General features: G+C 61.9%; 19 protein-coding genes. 8 read left to right on the top strand and 11 right to left on the bottom strand.

Annotated elements, in window-relative coordinates; all coding sequences use genetic code 11:
* The gene (locus JFV30_RS27395) at nt 1-633 is read right to left on the bottom strand and encodes a 2OG-Fe(II) oxygenase (protein WP_010167814.1); all 633 of its coding nucleotides are present in this window, start codon (nt 631-633) and stop codon (nt 1-3) included.
* Nucleotides 634-764: 131 nt separating this feature from the next.
* Between JFV30_RS27395 and JFV30_RS27400 the strand changes: the two genes are divergently transcribed.
* Nucleotides 765-1,517 carry a DUF2059 domain-containing protein gene (locus JFV30_RS27400; RefSeq protein ID WP_201125633.1) on the top strand — a complete coding sequence of 251 codons (753 nt, stop codon included), beginning with the start codon at nt 765-767 and terminating at the stop codon, nt 1,515-1,517.
* A gap of 42 nt (nt 1,518-1,559) precedes the next feature.
* Here JFV30_RS27400 and JFV30_RS27405 read toward each other — a convergent pair whose 3' ends face one another.
* On the bottom strand, nt 1,560-2,501 hold the full coding sequence (locus JFV30_RS27405; RefSeq protein WP_201125634.1) for an alpha/beta hydrolase: 942 nt from the start codon (nt 2,499-2,501) through the stop codon (nt 1,560-1,562).
* Nucleotides 2,502-2,612: 111 nt separating this feature from the next.
* Here JFV30_RS27405 and JFV30_RS27410 point away from each other — a divergent pair, with 111 nt between their 5' ends.
* The 4 genes from JFV30_RS27410 to JFV30_RS27425 all read left to right on the top strand — a co-directional run bounded on the left by JFV30_RS27410 (nt 2,613) and on the right by JFV30_RS27425 (nt 5,299).
* Nucleotides 2,613-3,197: a DUF6436 domain-containing protein gene (locus JFV30_RS27410; protein WP_201125635.1), complete on the top strand. Its 585-nt coding sequence runs from the start codon at nt 2,613-2,615 to the stop codon at nt 3,195-3,197.
* A gap of 109 nt (nt 3,198-3,306) precedes the next feature.
* The gene (locus tag JFV30_RS27415) at nt 3,307-3,663 is read left to right on the top strand and encodes an EamA family transporter (RefSeq protein ID WP_010167818.1); all 357 of its coding nucleotides are present in this window, start codon (nt 3,307-3,309) and stop codon (nt 3,661-3,663) included.
* The gene (locus tag JFV30_RS27420; protein WP_201125636.1) at nt 3,663-4,076 is read left to right on the top strand and encodes a DMT family transporter; all 414 of its coding nucleotides are present in this window, start codon (nt 3,663-3,665) and stop codon (nt 4,074-4,076) included. The genes JFV30_RS27415 and JFV30_RS27420 overlap by 1 nt, the downstream gene beginning before the upstream one ends.
* Nucleotides 4,073-5,299, top strand: a complete 1,227-nt coding sequence (locus JFV30_RS27425) for a DegT/DnrJ/EryC1/StrS family aminotransferase (protein WP_201125637.1) — start codon at nt 4,073-4,075, stop codon at nt 5,297-5,299. Before JFV30_RS27420 ends, JFV30_RS27425 begins: the two co-directional genes overlap by 4 nt.
* Here the strand turns inward: JFV30_RS27425 and JFV30_RS27430 are convergent.
* The 3 genes from JFV30_RS27430 to JFV30_RS27440 are packed head-to-tail and all read right to left on the bottom strand — an operon-like array spanning nt 5,289 to nt 7,466.
* Nucleotides 5,289-6,170: an arginase family protein gene (locus tag JFV30_RS27430; RefSeq protein ID WP_201125638.1), complete on the bottom strand. Its 882-nt coding sequence runs from the start codon at nt 6,168-6,170 to the stop codon at nt 5,289-5,291. The two genes, JFV30_RS27425 and JFV30_RS27430, sit on opposite strands and share 11 nt — an antisense overlap.
* Nucleotides 6,167-7,252 (bottom strand): GNAT family N-acetyltransferase, encoded by a 1,086-nt coding sequence (locus JFV30_RS27435; RefSeq protein ID WP_201125639.1) that lies wholly within the window; start codon nt 7,250-7,252, stop codon nt 6,167-6,169. Before JFV30_RS27435 ends, JFV30_RS27430 begins: the two co-directional genes overlap by 4 nt.
* A complete protein-coding gene (locus tag JFV30_RS27440) occupies nt 7,155-7,466 on the bottom strand; it encodes a hypothetical protein (RefSeq protein WP_201126273.1) in 312 nt (103 codons plus the stop codon). The genes JFV30_RS27435 and JFV30_RS27440 overlap by 98 nt, the downstream gene beginning before the upstream one ends.
* A 12-nt stretch (nt 7,467-7,478) precedes the next feature.
* Here JFV30_RS27440 and JFV30_RS27445 point away from each other — a divergent pair, with 12 nt between their 5' ends.
* Entirely contained in the window at nt 7,479-9,833 is a 2,355-nt protein-coding gene (locus JFV30_RS27445; RefSeq protein WP_201125640.1) for a penicillin acylase family protein, read from the top strand.
* Between the two features lie 128 nt (nt 9,834-9,961).
* Here JFV30_RS27445 and JFV30_RS27450 read toward each other — a convergent pair whose 3' ends face one another.
* Nucleotides 9,962-10,864 (bottom strand): AraC family transcriptional regulator, encoded by a 903-nt coding sequence (locus tag JFV30_RS27450; protein ID WP_010167832.1) that lies wholly within the window; start codon nt 10,862-10,864, stop codon nt 9,962-9,964.
* Between the two features lie 99 nt (nt 10,865-10,963).
* Between JFV30_RS27450 and JFV30_RS27455 the strand changes: the two genes are divergently transcribed.
* Nucleotides 10,964-11,317, top strand: coding sequence for a carboxymuconolactone decarboxylase family protein (locus JFV30_RS27455; protein ID WP_010167834.1), 354 nt, complete (start codon nt 10,964-10,966; stop codon nt 11,315-11,317).
* Here JFV30_RS27455 and JFV30_RS27460 read toward each other — a convergent pair.
* Nucleotides 11,295-12,260 carry a GlxA family transcriptional regulator gene (locus JFV30_RS27460; protein WP_010167836.1) on the bottom strand — a complete coding sequence of 322 codons (966 nt, stop codon included), beginning with the start codon at nt 12,258-12,260 and terminating at the stop codon, nt 11,295-11,297. The genes JFV30_RS27455 and JFV30_RS27460 overlap by 23 nt on opposite strands.
* Nucleotides 12,261-12,525: 265 nt before the next feature.
* Between JFV30_RS27460 and JFV30_RS27465 the strand changes: the two genes are divergently transcribed.
* Nucleotides 12,526-13,167, top strand: a complete 642-nt coding sequence (locus tag JFV30_RS27465; RefSeq protein WP_010167840.1) for an HD domain-containing protein — start codon at nt 12,526-12,528, stop codon at nt 13,165-13,167.
* A 142-nt stretch (nt 13,168-13,309) separates the two neighbouring features.
* Here JFV30_RS27465 and JFV30_RS27470 read toward each other — a convergent pair whose 3' ends face one another.
* From JFV30_RS27470 to JFV30_RS27485, 4 genes are all read right to left on the bottom strand, one after another.
* Nucleotides 13,310-14,197, bottom strand: coding sequence for an ABC transporter permease subunit (locus JFV30_RS27470; protein ID WP_010167842.1), 888 nt, complete (start codon nt 14,195-14,197; stop codon nt 13,310-13,312).
* The gene (locus JFV30_RS27475) at nt 14,194-15,114 is read right to left on the bottom strand and encodes an ABC transporter permease subunit (RefSeq protein ID WP_003213882.1); all 921 of its coding nucleotides are present in this window, start codon (nt 15,112-15,114) and stop codon (nt 14,194-14,196) included. Before JFV30_RS27475 ends, JFV30_RS27470 begins: the two co-directional genes overlap by 4 nt.
* Entirely contained in the window at nt 15,111-16,253 is a 1,143-nt protein-coding gene (locus JFV30_RS27480) for an ABC transporter ATP-binding protein (protein ID WP_010167845.1), read from the bottom strand. Before JFV30_RS27480 ends, JFV30_RS27475 begins: the two co-directional genes overlap by 4 nt.
* A 68-nt stretch (nt 16,254-16,321) precedes the next feature.
* Entirely contained in the window at nt 16,322-17,416 is a 1,095-nt protein-coding gene (locus JFV30_RS27485; protein WP_201125641.1) for a polyamine ABC transporter substrate-binding protein, read from the bottom strand.
* Nucleotides 17,417-17,578: the final 162 nt, after the last annotated feature.

The raw sequence follows: 17,578 nt of genomic DNA on the forward strand, positions 1-17,578 counted from the left end.
TCAGAACGGCTCGTTACCCCGCCGGCGAAACCAGCCGGTGAGGGACAGGCGTTCGCGGGTGGCGGGCAGGACTTCATGGGGGATTTCCCCCGACAGGAACACCACCAGGCAACCGCCGGTGGGCACCACATCGTATTCGACGTCGCCCTTGAGGTACATGCGCAACTGGCCACCGTGCTCCGGCAGCCAGGCGTTGTTCAAGTAGATCACCGCCGACACCATGCGCCGGTCGTCGTCGCGAAAGCGGTCCACATGCCTGAGGTAAAACGCCCCCGGCGGGTACATCGCGAAGTGGCTTTCGAAGTCTTCCAGGCCCAGGAACAGACCCCGGTTCATCGCCACCCGCAGGCTGTCCATCAACTCCAGGTAGTTGTCGCAGGCCACCACTTCGCCCGGCTCCAGCCACTGGATATGGTCACCCCGAATGCCCTCGCGAATCTCCTGGGACGGCCCGCGTCCGACGGCTGCCGGTGCCAATTCACCTTCAGCGGCGCGTTTATGGCACTCAGCCGCGAGTTCGAGGGTCAGAGCCTCGGGCAGGAAGATATTCTGCTGCGACCAGCCTTGTGCGGCCAGGTCATCGACAATGCGTAACAGCAGCGGGTGATCGGAGGGTATGGGCATGGCGCGCATAGTATCCATACGCCTGTGAATCCGACAGAGCCGCCGAGCGTCTGAATACACTTTAGTCAGGTGACCGATAGGATTTCTCGACAAATCCTACGCCCGACACGGACAATAGTGGCCGACTGACAGGAGTCCCTATGCGTCGTTTGTTTTTTTCCCTGCTGATGTTCTGCGTTTTGCCCGCTTGGGCAGACGGCCATGACCAGTTGTACAAGGTCGCCGGCTGGGCAGACCAGCGCGCGCATTTTAATGACGCCCTCAGTGCCGCCCAGCAACGCTACCGCAACAGCTTGCCGCCCGCCGTGTATCAGGCGCTGGTGGATAACAGCAATAAACGCTTTGCGCCCCAGTCGGTAGACCAGCGGGCCGAGGCACAGCTGCGCAAGAACCTGGCAGACCCGAAGCCGGCCCTGGCCTTTTTCCAGTCGCCCCTTGGCCGCAAGATTGTCGCCGCCGAGCTGCTGGCGACCCGTCGCGATCAACTGGCGAAAAATGCCCAGGGCTTGCCGCATATGGAAGCCGACGCCACCCGCAGCCTGATCATCGGCCACCTGGCCCAGGCCCTGCCCGCGCGGGAAGCCGGGGCTGAAGTCAGCCTGGCGATCGCCGGTGTGGCGGCTGACAGTTTGAGCCAGATGATCCCCGGCCTGTTGGGCGGCGGTCAGGCCCAAGGCATGTTGAACGGTCAGCGCGAGCGGCTGATGCAGCAGATTGGCAATGACCTGAACAACACGCTGCTGTACGTCTACCGGGATTTGTCCGACCCGGAGCTGGAAGAGTTCGCGACGTTCGCGGAGTCGCCGGAGGGCAAGGCTTACTACAAGGCGGCTCTGGCGGCGATTCGGGCCGGGCTGGCGGTAGGGCAAAGTACTTCAAGCCTGGCACCGTAAACGATGTGGGAGCTGGCTTGCCAGCTCCCACAGGGAACAGCGTTATTTCAGGTGGTCGGTGAGAAACCTGAAGTATTGCTGCCGAATCTCTGGAATCTCATTCGCCAAATGATGCCTGCCGCGCGGCAGCATCAACACTTCCGGCTGGTCGAATTTGCTACGCAACACCTTCAGGTTGTGCTGCCAGTCCACCGTCATGTCTTCCTCGCCCTGCACGATCAACGGCCGTCGCGTACTGCGTGGCGCCGCTTCGATGCGCTTGATCCAGCGCGCCAGGGCGCCCACCCAGGCGGTCGGCAGTTGCCGGGGCTGCAACGGGTCGGCCTCCAGGAACGGCTTGAACTGCGGGTCGTTGGTGTTATCGCTGAAGCGCCGGGCGATGCCTTTGACGAATGGCCGGAGCAGGTAATAACTGAGCTGCGACCAACCCCAGGCGCGAGGCCGCACCAAGGGTGACAGCAGGAAGGTCTTGCCCTGGGCCGGGCTGTCGGCGCCGTGATTCAGCAGATGATCCACCACGATAGCGCCGCCGGTGCTTTGCCCGAACAGATGCCACGGCTGCGGCAATTGCAGGGCCCTGGCCTGTTCAAACAGCGCCTGCACCACGTCCTGGTACACCGCAAAATCATCGATGCTGGCCCGCTCGCCGCTGGACAGGCCATGGCCCGGCAAGTCGCAGGCGATGACCACAAAGCCCTGGTCCAGCGCCCAATCCACAGCGTTGCGGTACAGGCCCATATGGTCGTAGAAGCCATGGAACAGGAACATCGTCGCCACCGGAACGGGCGGCCACCAGACCTGGCAGACCACCTCGAACCCGTCCACCGCAAAGCGCCCCAGGCGGCTTGTTGCCGGCACCTTGCGGGCCGCCAGGTCGAGGCCGTAGAAGCGCTGGTAGACCCGAGCCTCGGCAGAAAGCGGCTGCGCGTCCACCAGGGGCTGCAAGCTTTCGCGTAGATGATCAGGGTCAAACGTAACGGGCATAAGAACTTCCAGACTGTGGCTTCAACGCGTTGAACAGATGAATATCGAGCCGCGATATTCATCTGTCAGGGCAAGCATGGCAAGCTACGCGTCCTCCGAGGATTGATCCAGATGCGACAGCCCTACCGCACCACCCTCTTCGCCAGCCTGATCGTGATTATTTGCGCCGGCGTGTTATGGGCGGCGTATGACTGGTTCCAGGGGCGCTACCTGCGGGCGTTCAGTGAGCATACGGCGGTGTTTTCCGGTGACAGCCTGAGCCTGCCCGCCGAGCTTGCCGGCCCCGGCCCCATCCGCCTGGTGCACTTCTGGGACCCGGCCTGCCCGTGCAACGTCGGCAACCAGCAGCACCTCGGCGAGCTGATCGAGCAGTACGCGCCCCAGGGCGTGGAGTTCTATTCCCTGCAAAAAGCCGGCAGCCACGGCCAACTGCCCGCCACCCTCGGCGCAATGAAGCCCCTCAAGGCCGTACCCGGCGCTCAACACCTGCCTGCCAGCCCTGCCGTGGGCATCTGGGACCACAGTGGCAAACTGGCGTATTTCGGGCCCTACAGCGAAGGGCTGACGTGTAATTCGAGCAACAGCTTTATCGAACCCATCCTGCAAGCCCTCGAAGGCGGGCGCGAGGTCAATGCGACCCACACCCTGGCGGTAGGCTGCTATTGCGAGTGGAACGGGGAAACCTCTCCACCCTGACCGGGCGCAAGCTGAACAGACGCTGTTCGTTCGGCAAACTCGAGCAACTGTATCGGCATGCTCCTGTATCGTAAGCGACTAGCCGTACCAGCAGACGACACGGGAACACATGAGCCAATTAACCATCATCCTCTGGATCCTCAACGTTATCGTTGATACGTCCGGCCAGTTGGCGTTCAAAGCCGCAGCCTCCGCCAGCGCCGAGCATGACGGCATGGCCCACTGGCGCCATATGCTCAAGCGCCCGTGGATCTGGCTCGGCATCATCTGCTATGTATTCGAATTCGTGCTGTGGCTGGCCTTCCTGACGCTGGTACCGCTGTCGGTGGGCGTGATGCTGGGTTCCATCAATATTGTGGTGATCATGATTGCCGGCCGTTTCCTGTTCAAGGAAAGCCTGAGCAAGTGGCGGTTGATCGGCATCCTGCTGATCGCCTGTGGCGTGACCGTCGTGGGGTTTGAGTAATGAAACGGTTTTATATCCTGGGTTTTCTGTCGCTGATCATTTTCGATACGTTGGCGCAGGTCAGTTTCAAATTCGCCTCGATTCATGCCGAGCCACTGACGATGGACGCCGCCTGGCTGGTACGCGTGTTCGGCGCGCCGTGGATCTACGGTGCATTTGTTGGCTACATCGGCGCGTTCTTTACCTGGATGACCCTGCTCAAATACGCGCCAGTCGGCCCGGCGTTTGCGGCCTCACACCTTGAGCTGATCAGCGTGACGCTGATCTCTGTCTGGCTGTTCAACGACACGTTGACCCTGCCGAAAATCGTCGGTGGCGCGCTGATCATTGCGGGCATCCTGTGCCTGGCGCGCAGCGAAGACAAAGAGAGCAAGGCCGTCGAGGCCGAACCCTCGCAGACGCTGGCGTCATGACCCGCGTTGCCGGCCAACGGGAGATCCCGCCGACGGCGGGGCTTCCCCTGCGCTGGCAGGATTTGTTCAACCGCTCGGGCGACCTGGCCCGCGACCTGGCCTGCCAACTCGATATTCCGCCGCCGGCCCTGCCCTGCTCCGGCACCGCCGCCCTGATCATGGCGCTGCGCGTGCTGCAGCTGCGCATGCCCGGGCGCACCGAACTGATCGTGCCGGCCTATACCTGCCCGCTGGTGGCCCTGGCGGCCCATCACTGCCCGCCTTTGCGCGTAGTGCCGTGCGATTTAAAGCCGGGCAGCATCGACCTCGACGAACAACAGCTGGCGCAGTTGTGCAACGAAAACACCCTGGCGATCGTCGTCACTCACCTGGCCGGGCGCGTGGCGGATGTGGATGCCGCCAATCGCATTGCCGCGCCGTTCGGCGTGGCGGTGATCGAAGACGCGGCCCAAGCCATGGGTGCGCTGGATGACGGTAAAAGCGTCGGGCTAAAAGGTGACATCGGCTTTTTCAGCATGGCACTGGGCAAAGGCCTGACCACGGCGGAAGGCGGTGTGCTGTTCAGCCGCAATCCGGAATTGCACCAGGCGTTGCACCGGCAATGCCGCCAGGACTTGCCCTTCAGCCTGCGCTGGGAGCTGCAACGCAGCGCCGAACTGTGGGGCTACGCCGTGGCGTATCAGCCGCGCGGCCTGAAGTACGTGTATGGCAAGCCACTGCGGGCGGCGTTGGCGCGGGGCGATGAAGTGGCGGCGGTGGGCGACGATTTTTCCGTCAACGATATTCCGTTGCACCGGCTGGGCGGCTATCGCCAGAAGGTCGGCGCCGCCGCGCTGGCACGTTTGCCCGAGCATTTGCAGCAAGGCCGCCTGCGCGCCTTGCGCCGCGTGGCGCAGCTCAACAGCCTGCCCGGCGTGTCGGTGTTGACCGACGGCCCAAGCCAGCAGGGCACCTGGCCGTTCCTGATGGTGGTGATGCCCAGCGCACAAACCCGCGATACCGCCATGGCGCAGCTGTGGACCGCGGGCCTGGGCGTCACCCGCCTGTTTATCCACGTGCTGCCGGGCTACCCGGCACTCACTTCACTGTTACAGCCAGGCGCCGCTATCCCCTGCGCGCAAAGCTTCGCCGCCCAGACGCTCTCGATCAGCAACAGCCACTGGCTGACCGATGAGCTGTTTGAGCAGGTGCTGGACCATCTACGGCGGATTCTTAAGCGCTGACCCAGCTCTGATCGATACGGGTCAACAAGCGCGCGTTCAACTCATTCTGCTGCTGTTGCCAGATGACCACCTGGTTCTCCGGCAACTCTTCCTGGCCATCCGACGCACTCAGCCAACGCTTGAACTTGCTCTGGTAGTGGTAGGCCGACACGTCGCCGGTAATGTCGGCGCCAATAATGCTGCCCTGGCATGCATCGATCAGCGCATTCAAATGCTTCTCCAGAAACTCGCCCTGGTCCCAGTTGGTATTCACCACCTCCGGGCTCAGCACGTCTTTATCGATGGAGAGATACACCGGCAGCGAACGGTCGAGCTGGGCCAGGAACGCGCTCATCAACTCGTCGGCATTGCTGAAGGCGCGATTGCTGCGGCCTGCGCCGATCCAGTTCAACCAACGCGTATCGACGTTGGTGTTCCAGTAGGTCAGCTTGCGTTTCACCAGCGGTGACCAGTGATTCTCCCAGGCGTGCTTGAGGGAAATATCCGGCGAGCCAATGCCCAGCACGTGAACATGCTCGACCTGCGGCAAGCGGCTGGCCCAGTAAACCCAGGACCCACAATGGATACCAAACGGATAGCGCATGTTGTCCGGGTGGTTGTCGCAAATGATCAGCTGGATCTTTTGCTGGGTGGGCAGGCGGTTCAACAGCAACTGGCTGAGGTGGTGATAGTCACCGCTGCCGGTAAACACACAGCCGTAGTCGCTGGGCATCTGCGCGTGCAGGGCGCGCTCCAGCTCCTTGAACTGCGCCCAGCGGCAGCCGAAACGGATCTTCTCCTGCCAGGCTTGCAGCGGCAGGGTAAGGGCGCCGGGAATGTTATTCACGGCGCCATCAAAATCGAGGATCAATGCGGGTCGGGCCTGACTCATGCGGTTTGCTCCTGCTGCCACTGCATGTCGCTTTCAAAATGGTGTCGGAAACGGTTCAACACCTTGCGCAACAGCGGGTTGCGCACCCAGACCAAATGGCGGGTGAAGGTGAACCTGGCGCCGAGGCTGGACTTGACCTGTGGGTCGGTCCAGCCCGCCACATAAAACTCCAGGCCCTTTTCCAGCGCGTACTCCAGGTTCACAAACCAGCTGACGAAGTACAGGTTGTGCTCCAGCGCCAGCGGGTAATTCAGGCCGATGTACTTGTCGAGCAACTTGCCGTCTTGCTGGTAGCACAGGTTATAGCCCACCAGCTCATCCCCATCCCAATAGCAGAACACATGCCCGCCGCTGTCGGCATCGGTCAGCAGCTGGATGAAGAATTCGGGCGTGAGCAAATCGAAGTGGATTTCGCTCTGTTCGTACACTGCCTTGTAGAGCCGATACAGTTCCTGCTGCCATTGCTCATCGCTGAACCGGGCGTCGCCAGTGTCCAGGATCTCGATGCGCAACGCCTCGCGGCTGCGCAACTTGCGGCGGATATTGCGCCGGCGGCTATGGGACAACCGCGACAGATACTCGTCAACCGAGGCGAAGTCGATGGGCACATAGGCCAGCGCCTGGCCCTCGACACTGATGAACCCGCGCTGGGTGCAGGCCTCGATCAGCGCCTGTGCGTAGCGATTGTCCTCGACGCTGAGCAGCGGAGAATCCAGCGGCACATCTTTGACGATGGTGAGTGCGCGTTGTGGCGCCAACGCCTGTTGCAGCCACTGCGCCATGTCCTGCGGCGGCACGTCCTGCGGGAACGGCGAATATTCGCTGACCGTGGTGCCGACAAAGCAGCTGTCGACCTGCAGCCAAGACTGCCACAAACGGTACCCCGGCCAACCGCGCAGGCGGGCACGCAGCTCATCGTCGGCGGTGGTTTGCAGGTCAAACCGGGTGAAAAAGTACGGCAGTCCCTGTGCTGACAGCTGGGCGTTAAAGCCAACCGGCGGGTATCGCAAAAAGCTGCTGATCAGCGATGGCGTTTCCATGCAGCAGGCATAAGGCACCTGTGCACGGCTGGGATCTGTCATAAATTGCATTCCGAAAGTGATAGCAAAGGCGCGCCCGGATGGCCTGGTTGATCACGGCGCCGCTGGTTTCATGTAACAGAGTAAACATAATAACCCGCCCATCCGCGTCGAACTTCAGAACCCCCACTTCATGCAGGTGAGGTTCAGGGAACACGAAGCCAACAGCTTCTTCCTCACCGCTCGCCAAACCCACTAAACTGCCCGGATCACTCATAAGGGACACCCCATGAAACGCATCCTGACCGCGCTGGCCATCCTGCTCGTCGCCCTTATGCTAGGTGCCGGCTGGTACGTGTACAGCAAGCAGCCGACTCGCCAGGGCACGGTGGAGCTGGCCCACCTGCAAGGCTCGGTCACCGTGCGTTACGACGACCGTGGCGTGCCGCATATCCGCGCCGAGAACGAGACCGACCTGTACCGCGCCCTCGGCTATGTGCACGCCCAGGACCGGCTGTTCCAGATGGAGATCATGCGGCGCCTGTCCCGTGGCGAACTGGCCGAAGTGCTGGGCCCCAAGCTGCTGGAGACCGACAAACTGTTCCGCAGCCTGCGCATTCGCGAACGCGCCCTGAGCTACGTGGAGCACATGGACCATGAGTCGGCCTCCTGGAAGGCTCTGCAAGCCTACCTGGACGGCGTCAACCAGTATCAGGACAGCCACGCCAGGCCGATGGAGTTCGACGTACTGGGCATCCCCAAGCGCCCGTTTACCGCCGAAGACACCATCAGCGTCGCCGGCTACCTGGCCTACAGCTTTGCCGCCGCCTTTCGCACCGAACCCTTGCTGACGTACGTACGCGATCAACTGGGCAACGATTACCTGAAGGTCTTCGACCTCGACTGGCAGCCCAAGGGCGCGCTGAACCTGGCCGCCGGTGACTGGAAAGACCTCGGCGCCATCGCCCAATTGAGCGAGCAGGCCCTGGCCGACAACGGCCTGCCGCAGTTCGAAGGCAGCAACGCCTGGGCTATCAGCGGCAGCCGCACCAAGAGTGGCAAGCCGTTGCTGGCGGGCGACCCGCACATCCGCTTCTCGGTACCGTCGGTGTGGTACGAGGCGCAGCTGTCGGCACCGGGCTTCGAGCTTTACGGGTATCACAACGCGCTGGTGCCGGTGGCGTTCCTGGGCCACAACAAGGATTTCGGCTGGAGCCTGACCATGTTCCAGAACGATGACCTCGACCTGATCGCCGAGAAGGTCAACCCGGACAATCCCAACCAGGTCTGGTACCACGATAAATGGGTGGACATGACCAGCAGCGAGCAGCAGATCGCGGTCAAGGGCCAGGACCCGGTGACCTTGACCCTGCGCAGCTCGCCCCACGGCCCGATCATCAATGACGTACTCGGCGAGAATGCCGGCAAGACGCCGATCGCCATGTGGTGGGCGTTCCTGAATACCGAGAACCCGATCCTCGAAGGTTTCTACCAGCTCAACCGTGCCGACACGCTGGCCAAGGCCCGGGCCGCAGCCGCCAAGGTCCAGGCCCCCGGCTTGAACATCGTGTGGGCCAATGCCAAGGGGGATATCGGCTGGTGGGCGGCGGCGCAATTGCCGATCCGCCCGGCCGGGGTCAACCCGGGCTTTATCCTCGACGGCAGCACCGCCCAGGCGGACAAGCTCGGGTTGTACCCGTTCAGCGCCAACCCCCAGGAAGAAAACCCGACACGGGGTTATGTGGTGTCCGCCAACGCCCAGCCGGCGTCGCCTACCGGCATGCCGATCCCCGGGTATTACAACCTGGCTGACCGTGGCCAGCAGCTGAACGCCCAACTGAGCGACAACAGCGTGAAATGGGACGTGAACAACAGCCAGGCCTTGCAGCTCGGCACCACCACCGCCTACGGCCCACGGCTGCTGGCGCCGCTGCTGCCGGTGCTGCGTGAAGTGGTCAAGGACCCGGCGCAGTTGAAACTGGTGGAGCAATTGGCAACCTGGAAAGGCGATTACCCGCTGGACTCCACCAGTGCCACGCTGTTCAACCAGTTCCTGTTCAACCTCACCGATGCGGCGTTCCGCCCGAAACTGGGCGACGCGATGTTCAAGACATTGCTCACCACCCGCGTGGTGGACGCCGCCTTGCCGCGCCTGGCCGCGTCGCCGGACTCGCCATGGTGGGACGGCCACCGCGCCGACACCGTCAAGCTCGCCTGGGACAACAGCCTGCAACACCTCAAGGCGACCTTCGGCGATGACCCGGCGCAATGGCAATGGGGCAAGGCCCACACCCTGACCCACGGCCATCCGCTGGGCTCGCAGAAGCCGTTGGACAAGATCGTCAACGTCGGCCCGTTTGCCGCTCCCGGCACCCATGAAGTGCCCAACAACCAATCCGCCCAGATCGGCCCGGCGCCGTGGCCAGTGACCTACGGCCCATCGACCCGGCGCCTGGTCGACTTCGCCGATGCTGCGCATGCGCTGACCATCAACCCGGTCGGACAGAGTGGCGTGCCGTTCGACAAGCACTACGCCGACCAGGCGGAAACGTACATCGAAGGCGGGTATGAGCAGGCACATTTCAATGATGAGGAAGTGACGGCGAATACTCGCAGTACGCTGAAGCTGTTGCCGGCCAGGTAGGTGGTTGAAATACGGACTGTGTGGGAGCTGGCTTGCCTGCGATACAGACGCCTCGGTGCCTCAGTTAAACCGAGGTGATGCCATCGCGGGCAAGCCCGGCTCCCACATTTCTACCTGTGTTGTTGCGTCTACCGGGCGCGCATGCGCCCCGGCGCCTCACCGTAGGTTTCCTTGAATTTCTTGCTGAACGCCGCCTGGGACTGATACCCCGCCTGGGCGGCAATATCCGTCAGGCTCAACCGCGATTGATGCAGCAGGTTGAACGCCAACTCCATGCGCAACTGCGTCAACAACACCCACGGCGACACACCCGCCACTTTGACAAACGCCCGCATGAACGTCGCCCGGGACATCGACGCGGCGCTGGCCAGGCTGTCGATGGTCCACTCATGGCCAGGCTCGGCCAGCATCGCCTGCCAGGCCTTGCCCAGGCGCTTGTCGGCCAGCAAGGCAAAGGTGCCCGCCGCCGGCGCTTGCTGTGTGAGCCAGGCCCGCAAAATCAGGGTGAACAACGCCGATGACAGCGCATCGATAAAAAACCGCGCGCCCAACTGCTGACCGTCCGCCTCGCTGCGCAGCAAGGCGATCAGTGCCGCCAACTGCCCATCGGCCTGCCACTGCCGGCTGGACACCACCAGGTAGTCCGGCAACGCACTGAACAACAACGACTGGCGGTTGTAGCGAAAGCTGCCGCAGAGCATGTCCACGTCCGGCTGATCGCTCCCCAGGCGATGGATCGGCAGCAGGCCGCCCTCGATCACGGTCTGCGCCACCGGCTTCACCCGCGCGCCCTGACTGCGCACCAGGTGCGTCGCGCCGCCGGGCATCAACAGGATGTCGCCCTCCTCCAGCGTCACCTGCTGGCCGCCGGACAATTCGGCGCGGCAGGTGCCCGCCAGCACAATGTGATACGGCGCCACGCCCAGCGGCTCGGGCTCGTGGTCCATGGCCCAGGCGCCCTGGAACTGGCAGCGCAGGTCCAGGCTGCCCCGCAGGTTGGCCAAGGCGATCAGGGTGTCGATGGAGTTCATTTGCGAGCATCGGTCAAAAAGGTGAGTGGATCGAACAAAAGCGCCAAACCTGAACCGCGCAAACTGGCTTCACACCCAACCCGCTGAGGAGTTAACGCAATGTTCAATAACTGGTCCGACTTGCTGCCTACCGTGAAGAAAGCCTTTGGCGCACTGGGCAAGAGCAACCCGAAGATGGTCAAAGCCTACATGGCGCTGGGGGAAGCTGCAGAGGAAAACAACGTCCTCGATGCCAAGACCCGTGAGCTGATTTCCATCGCCGTGGCCATCACCACACGCTGCGACGGTTGCATCGGCGTGCATGCCGACGCGGCGATCAAGGCCGGCGCCACCCGCGAAGAAGTGGCCGCGACCCTGGCCACGGCAATCTCGCTGAATGCCGGCGCGGCGTACATCTACTCGCTGCGCGCCCTGGAAGCCTACGACACGCTCACACCGGCGCCGCAAAGTTAAGCCGGAATTGTTGCGGCGTCACGCCCAGCCGGCGATTGAACACACTGCGCATGTGCTGGGCATCGCGAAAGCCGCATTGATACGCCACGGTCTTGAGCGGCGCGTGGGTGCTTTCCAGCATCACCCGCGCCGCGTCCACCCGCGCCCGCTCGACGAACTCCGCCGGGGTGATCTGCGCTTCCCGGGCAAATACCCGGGAGAAGTTGCGCGCGCTCATGTTCGCCGCCTTGGCCAGATCGGCGATGGTCAGGTCCCCCGTCAGGTTCGCCAATACATACAGCTGCACCAATGCCACCGCCGAGGTGGCTTCGGCGTGGGGCGTAAGAAACGGGCTGAACTGCGACTGCCCACCCGAACGCTGGGTGAATACCACCAGACGCTTGGCCACGCTGAGGGCCACTTCCGGGCCGTGATCCTGGGCCAGCAGGTACAGCGACAGGTCGATGCCCGCCGTCACCCCGGCGGAGGTGTAGAGGTTGCCGTCCTGCACGTAGAGACGGTCGGCTTCCACCTGGGCCGACGGGCACAAACCGGCCAGACCGGCGGCGTCGCCCCAGTGAGTGGTGACGGTGCGCCCGTCCAGCAAACCGGCGCGGGCGAGCAGGAAGGCACCGTTGCAGATGGAGCCGAAGCGTTTGGCTCGGGCGCTGGCGTCACGCAGCCATTGATTGAAGGCCGGGCCGAAATCCTCGAAGGGCAACTGCGGCCCGCCGGCCATCAACAGCAAATCGTAGGGCTCGAGGGCCTCGCTGAAATGCCGGTGCGCCTGCAACGACAAGCCGTTGGAGCACGCCATGTTGCCGTGGCCCAGGCCAATCACGTCAAGCTGGTAATGCTCCCCAGGCGGCAGAAAACGGTTGGCTTCGCAGAACACATCCAGGGGCCCGGTCACGTCCAGTGACTGGACGCCGGGGAAGATCAGGATGGCGACGGTTTTGCCCATGAGCAGGAACACCTTTTTCTAACTGAATAAACACAACCCTTGTAGGAGCTGGCTTGCCGGCGATGCAGACACCTCGGTGTAGCAGGTATACCGAGGTGATGCTATCGCAGGCAAGCCAGCTCCTACAGTTGATCGCGTATGGCCTTGGCACGATGTGACGGCACATTGGCCGGGATCGCACCCTCGCCGCGGTAGCCCCCTCGCGGACGCGCGACCAGACTGGACTCATCGGCGCCAACCCGGCGCTTTCTTGAGGAGAACGACCATGAGCACCACCATCGCCGGCATCAAGATCCCGGACAGCGCCCTGGCCAAGGCCACCACCGAATACATCCGCGACATCGAATCCGACCTGCTGTACCACCACTCCCGCCGGGTGTTTCTGTTCGGCGCCCTGAGCGGTGAGCGCCAGCAGTTGGCCTACAACCCGGAGCTGCTGTACGTCGGCGCCATGTTCCACGACCTGGGCCTGGTGGAAGGCCACCGCAGTGACGACGAACGTTTTGAAGTGGACGGCGCCAACGCAGCGGCGGACTTCCTCAAGCCTTACGGGCTGAGCGATGACGACATCGAGCAGGTATGGCTGTCGATTGCCCTGCACACTACGCCGGGGGTGCCCAAGCATCTGCGTCCGACCGTGGCGCTGGTGACTGCGGGCGTGGAAATGGACGTGCTGGGGATGGAATACGCGGCGTTCAGCAGCGTGCAGCGCGAAGCCGTGGTGCATGCGCACCCACGGGGTGAAGGGTTCAAGGAATGCATCATCTGCGCGTTTGCCGATGGTTTGCGCCATCGTCCGCAGACCACGTTTGGCAACGTGAAGACTGATGTACTGGTGGATCAGGAGCCTGGGTTCAAGCCGATGAACTTTGTCGAGGTGATTCGCAAGTCGCCTTGGGTGGCCTGAAACACAATCTTATAAACACCACAAAACTACTGTGGGAGCTGGCTTGCCTGCGATGGCGGTGTGACAGTCGACTAATTTGTTGACTGATACACCGCCATCGCAGGCAAGCCAGCTCCCACATTTTTTAAGCCGGTTCCGTCAGTTAGACCGGTGCCGGGGCGCGACGCGAGTCCGCCGGTTTCTCCCAACCATCCGCAGCCGCTTCTTCAATCGCCTGCTGGATGGCTTTCTTGCGGTGCTCTTCGGCACGGCGGCTGAAGAACCACACCAGGAAGGTCACGATCGACACCGCCAACAGGATCAAGCTGGCCACGGCGTTGATCTCGGGTTTAACCCCCAGGCGCACCGCCGAGAACACTTCCATCGGCAACGTGGTCGAACCCGGCCCCGACACGAAGCTCGCCAACACCAGGTCATCCAGGGACAGCGCGAACGACATCATGCCGCCCGCCGCCAAAGACGGCGCGATCATCGGGATGGTGATCAGGAAGAACACCTTCCACGGCCGCGCCCCCAGATCCATGGCGGCCTCTTCAATCGACAGGTCCAGCTCACGCAAGCGCGCCGACACCACCACTGCCACATACGCCGAACAGAACGTGGTGTGGGCGATCCAGATGGTCACCAGGCCACGCTCCTGGGGCCAGCCGATCATCTGCGCCATGGCCACGAACAGCAGCAACAGCGACAGACCGGTGATCACTTCCGGCATGACCAGCGGTGCCGTTACCAGGCCGCCGAACAGCGTGCGGCCCTTGAACTGGCTGATACGCGTCAGCACGAAGGCCGCGAGCGTACCGAGTGCCACTGCCGCAATCGCCGTGTAGCAGGCAATTTCCAGCGAGCGCCCTACCGAGCCCATCAACTGGGTGTTGTCCAACAGGCCGACGTACCACTTCACCGACCAACCGCCCCACACCGTCACCAGTTTGGATTCGTTGAACGAGTAGATCACCAGGATCAGCATCGGCAGGTAGATGAACAGCAACCCCGCCACCAGCATGAAGCTTGAGAAACTGACGCGCTTCATATCTTGCCCTCCATCTCTTTGGCTTGGCTGCGGTTGAACAGGATGATCGGCACGATCAGGATCGCCAGCATCACCACCGCCAGGGCAGACGCCACCGGCCAGTCACGGTTGTTGAAGAATTCTTGCCACAACACTTTACCGATCATCAGGGTTTCCGGGCCGCCCAGCAGTTCCGGGATCACGAACTCGCCCACCACCGGGATAAACACCAGCATGCAGCCGGCGATGATGCCGTTCTTGGACAGCGGCACGGTGATTTTCCAGAAGCTGTTGAAGGTGCTCGAGCCCAGGTCCGAGGCGGCTTCCAGCAGGCTCTGGTCGTGCTTCACCAGGTTGGCGTACAGCGGCAGGATCATGAACGGCAGGTACGAATAGACCACGCCGATATACACCGCGATGTTGGTGTTGAGGATCTGCAGCGGTTCGTTGATCAGCCCGATGGACATCAAAAAGCCGTTGAGCAAACCGTTGTTGCTGAGGATGCCCATCCACGCATACACCCGGATCAGGATCGCGGTCCAGGTCGGCATCATGATCAGCAGCACCAGCACGGTCTGGATTTCCTTGCGCGCGCTGGCAATGGCGTAGGCCATCGGGTAGCCGATCAACAGGCAGAGGATGGTGCTGAAAAACGCCATCTTCAGCGAGCCCAGGTATGCCGCGATGTACAACTCGTCATCGCCGAGCATCCCGTAGTTGGCCAGGTTCAGAACCAACTGCAGTTTCTGTTCAACGAAGGTGTAGATCTCGGTGTACGGCGGGATCGCCACGTCGGCTTCGGCAAAGCTGATCTTCAAGACGATGAAGAACGGCAGCATGAAGAACAGGAACAACCAGAGGAAAGGGATCCCGATGACCACGTGCCGGCCACCGGGCGTTATTCGTTGCAGCTGGCGTTTGAACTTCTTCATGTTCATGAGCGAAGTACCACGCCGCTGTCGTCTTCCCACCACACGTACACCTGGTCACCCCAGGTAGGACGCTGGCCACGGCGCTCGGCGTTGGCCACGAACGATTGCACCAGCTTGCCGCTCGGCAATTCGACGTAGAACACCGAGTGGCCGCCGAGGTAGGCGATGTCATGCACCTTGCCGCTGGACCAGTTGTGTTCGCAGGTCGGCATTTCGGTGGTCACCAGCAGCTTTTCAGGGCGGATGGCGTAGGTCACCGACTTGTCTTCCACCGAAGTGGCGATGCCGTAGCCGACGTAGATGTCGCGGTCCAGGTCCGGGCACTTGAGTACTGCGTGGCCTTCGGCGTCGTCCACCACCTGGGTGTCGAAGATGTTGACGTTGCCGATGAACTCGCACACCAGGCGGCTGGTAGGCGTTTCATAGATATCGATCGGGCTGCCGATCTGGGCGATCCAGCCCAGGTGCATGATCGCGATGCGCTCGGCCATGGTCATGGCCTCTTCCTGGTCGTGGGTCACCATCACGCAGGTCACGCCCACGCGCTCGATGATCTCCACCAGCTCCAGTTGCATCTGCGAACGCAGCTTCTTGTCCAGTGCGCCCATCGGCTCATCGAGCAGCAGCAGTTTCGGACGCTTGGCCAGGGAACGCGCCAGGGCCACCCGCTGACGCTGGCCGCCAGACAGCTGGTGCGGCTTGCGCTTGGCGTACTGGCTCATCTGCACCAGCTTGAGCATCTCGGCCACGCGGGCGTCGACCTCGGCCTTGGGGATCTTGTCCTGTTGCAGGCCAAACGCGATGTTCTGGGCCACGGTCATGTGGGGGAACAAGGCGTAGGACTGGAACATCATGTTGATCGGCCGCTCGTACGGCGGCATGTCGGTGATGTCCACACCGTCGAGGTAAATGCGTCCTTCCGTTGGGCGCTCGAAGCCTGCGAGCATGCGCAGCAAAGTGGATTTGCCCGAACCCGATCCGCCGAGCAAGGCGAAGATCTCGCCTTTCTTGATTTCCAGGGACACATCGTCCACGGCAATCGTCTCGTCGAACTTCTTCGTGACCCGGTCGATTTTGACCAGCACCTTTTTAGGTGACTGGTCGCCCTCGAGGGCTTTCTTATAGGCGCCGGAGGCAACTGCCATTTACGAAACTCCCAGAAAAAAAAGAGTGCAGCGTGCCCAAAATGGGCCAGCCTTGGATAGTTTGAGCCTTACTTGCCCGTCTTGACCTTGGTCCAGCTACGGGTCATCAAACGTTGCACTTTCGGGGGTAGCTCGAAGTTGACAAAAGTCCGGTCGAGAACCGCCTGCGGTGGGTAAACCGCTTCGTCAGTGCGTATCGATTGCTCCATCAGTTTGTCCGCCCCTGGGTTAGGGTTGGCGTAACCGACGTAATCACTGACCTGAGCGATCACCTCAGGTTTCAGCAAATAGTTGATGAAGGCGAGGGCCTCTTTGACGTTGGTGGCATCCTTGGGGATGGCCAGCACGTCGAACCACAGGTTGCCGCCTTCTTTGGGAATCACGTAGGCGATGTTCACGCCTTTGCCCGCCTCGGCCGCGCGGGCCTTGGCCTGGAACACATCACCGGAGAAGCCTGCCGCCACGCAGATGTTGCCGTTGGCCAGGTCGGAGATGTATTTGGAAGAATGGAAGTAGGTCACGTACGGACGCACTTTCAGGAGTTTCTCTTCGGCCTTCTTGTAGTCTTCAGGGTTGGTGCTGTTGGGGTTCAGGCCCATGTAGTTGAGCACCGCCGGCAGCATTTCATCCGCCGAGTCCATGAACGACACGCCGCAGCTCGCCAGCTTCTTCATGTTTTCCGGCTCGAACAGCACGGCCCAGGAGTCAATCTTGTCGACGCCCAGCACTTCTTTGACTTTATCTACGTTGTAACCAATACCGTTGGTGCCCCACAGGTACGGCACGGCGTACTGGTTGCCCGGGTCGTTCTTTTCCAGACGCTTGAGCAGCGCCGGGTCGAGGTTGGCGTAGTGGGTCAGTTGCGACTTATCAAGTTTCTGAAACGCCCCGGCCTTGATCTGCTTGCCAAGGAAGTGGTTGGACGGCACGACCACGTCATACCCGGTACGCCCGGCCAGCAACTTGCCTTCCAGGGTTTCGTTGGAGTCGAACACGTCGTAGACCGGCTTGATGCCGGTGGCTTTTTCAAAGTTGGCCAGGGTGTCCGGGCCAATGTAGTCCGACCAGTTATAAATATGCACCGTCGGCGCGGCCTGCACGCTGGCAGCCAGCGTGATACCTGCACCCACCAGCATGGCTTTGCGAAATAAAGAAATTGGCAAGTGGAGGTCCTCTTAATAGTTGGGCCCGAAGTTGTTGCCCGGCAACAAAACCGGCGCGCAACTTACCCTCGATAAACCGATCCGGCAAAACTTTCTGTCATTTAATTGTTTCGCTAACCACCGCGCGCATCGCGGCAGTTAGCAAAACAGCTATCAAAGCGG

Source organism: Pseudomonas sp. TH32 (genome assembly GCF_016650855.1).
Classification (GTDB): domain Bacteria; phylum Pseudomonadota; class Gammaproteobacteria; order Pseudomonadales; family Pseudomonadaceae; genus Aquipseudomonas.

What these genes read in the sequence shown, in the direction of transcription:
- JFV30_RS27475 (WP_003213882.1), bottom strand. Translation starts at nt 15,114, where the DNA reads ATGAACATGAAGAAGTTCAAACGCCAGCTGCAACGAATAACGCCCGGT.
- JFV30_RS27425 (WP_201125637.1), top strand. Translation starts at nt 4,073, where the DNA reads ATGACCCGCGTTGCCGGCCAACGGGAGATCCCGCCGACGGCGGGGCTT.
- JFV30_RS27455 (WP_010167834.1), top strand. Translation starts at nt 10,964, where the DNA reads ATGTTCAATAACTGGTCCGACTTGCTGCCTACCGTGAAGAAAGCCTTT.
- JFV30_RS27450 (WP_010167832.1), bottom strand. Translation starts at nt 10,864, where the DNA reads ATGAACTCCATCGACACCCTGATCGCCTTGGCCAACCTGCGGGGCAGC.
- JFV30_RS27460 (WP_010167836.1), bottom strand. Translation starts at nt 12,260, where the DNA reads ATGGGCAAAACCGTCGCCATCCTGATCTTCCCCGGCGTCCAGTCACTG.
- JFV30_RS27430 (WP_201125638.1), bottom strand. Translation starts at nt 6,170, where the DNA reads ATGAGTCAGGCCCGACCCGCATTGATCCTCGATTTTGATGGCGCCGTG.
- JFV30_RS27420 (WP_201125636.1), top strand. Translation starts at nt 3,663, where the DNA reads ATGAAACGGTTTTATATCCTGGGTTTTCTGTCGCTGATCATTTTCGAT.
- JFV30_RS27415 (WP_010167818.1), top strand. Translation starts at nt 3,307, where the DNA reads ATGAGCCAATTAACCATCATCCTCTGGATCCTCAACGTTATCGTTGAT.
- JFV30_RS27395 (WP_010167814.1), bottom strand. Translation starts at nt 633, where the DNA reads ATGCGCGCCATGCCCATACCCTCCGATCACCCGCTGCTGTTACGCATT.
- JFV30_RS27410 (WP_201125635.1), top strand. Translation starts at nt 2,613, where the DNA reads ATGCGACAGCCCTACCGCACCACCCTCTTCGCCAGCCTGATCGTGATT.
- JFV30_RS27445 (WP_201125640.1), top strand. Translation starts at nt 7,479, where the DNA reads ATGAAACGCATCCTGACCGCGCTGGCCATCCTGCTCGTCGCCCTTATG.
- JFV30_RS27470 (WP_010167842.1), bottom strand. Translation starts at nt 14,197, where the DNA reads ATGAAGCGCGTCAGTTTCTCAAGCTTCATGCTGGTGGCGGGGTTGCTG.
- JFV30_RS27405 (WP_201125634.1), bottom strand. Translation starts at nt 2,501, where the DNA reads ATGCCCGTTACGTTTGACCCTGATCATCTACGCGAAAGCTTGCAGCCC.
- JFV30_RS27440 (WP_201126273.1), bottom strand. Translation starts at nt 7,466, where the DNA reads ATGAGTGATCCGGGCAGTTTAGTGGGTTTGGCGAGCGGTGAGGAAGAA.
- JFV30_RS27480 (WP_010167845.1), bottom strand. Translation starts at nt 16,253, where the DNA reads ATGGCAGTTGCCTCCGGCGCCTATAAGAAAGCCCTCGAGGGCGACCAG.
- JFV30_RS27465 (WP_010167840.1), top strand. Translation starts at nt 12,526, where the DNA reads ATGAGCACCACCATCGCCGGCATCAAGATCCCGGACAGCGCCCTGGCC.
- JFV30_RS27435 (WP_201125639.1), bottom strand. Translation starts at nt 7,252, where the DNA reads ATGACAGATCCCAGCCGTGCACAGGTGCCTTATGCCTGCTGCATGGAA.
- JFV30_RS27400 (WP_201125633.1), top strand. Translation starts at nt 765, where the DNA reads ATGCGTCGTTTGTTTTTTTCCCTGCTGATGTTCTGCGTTTTGCCCGCT.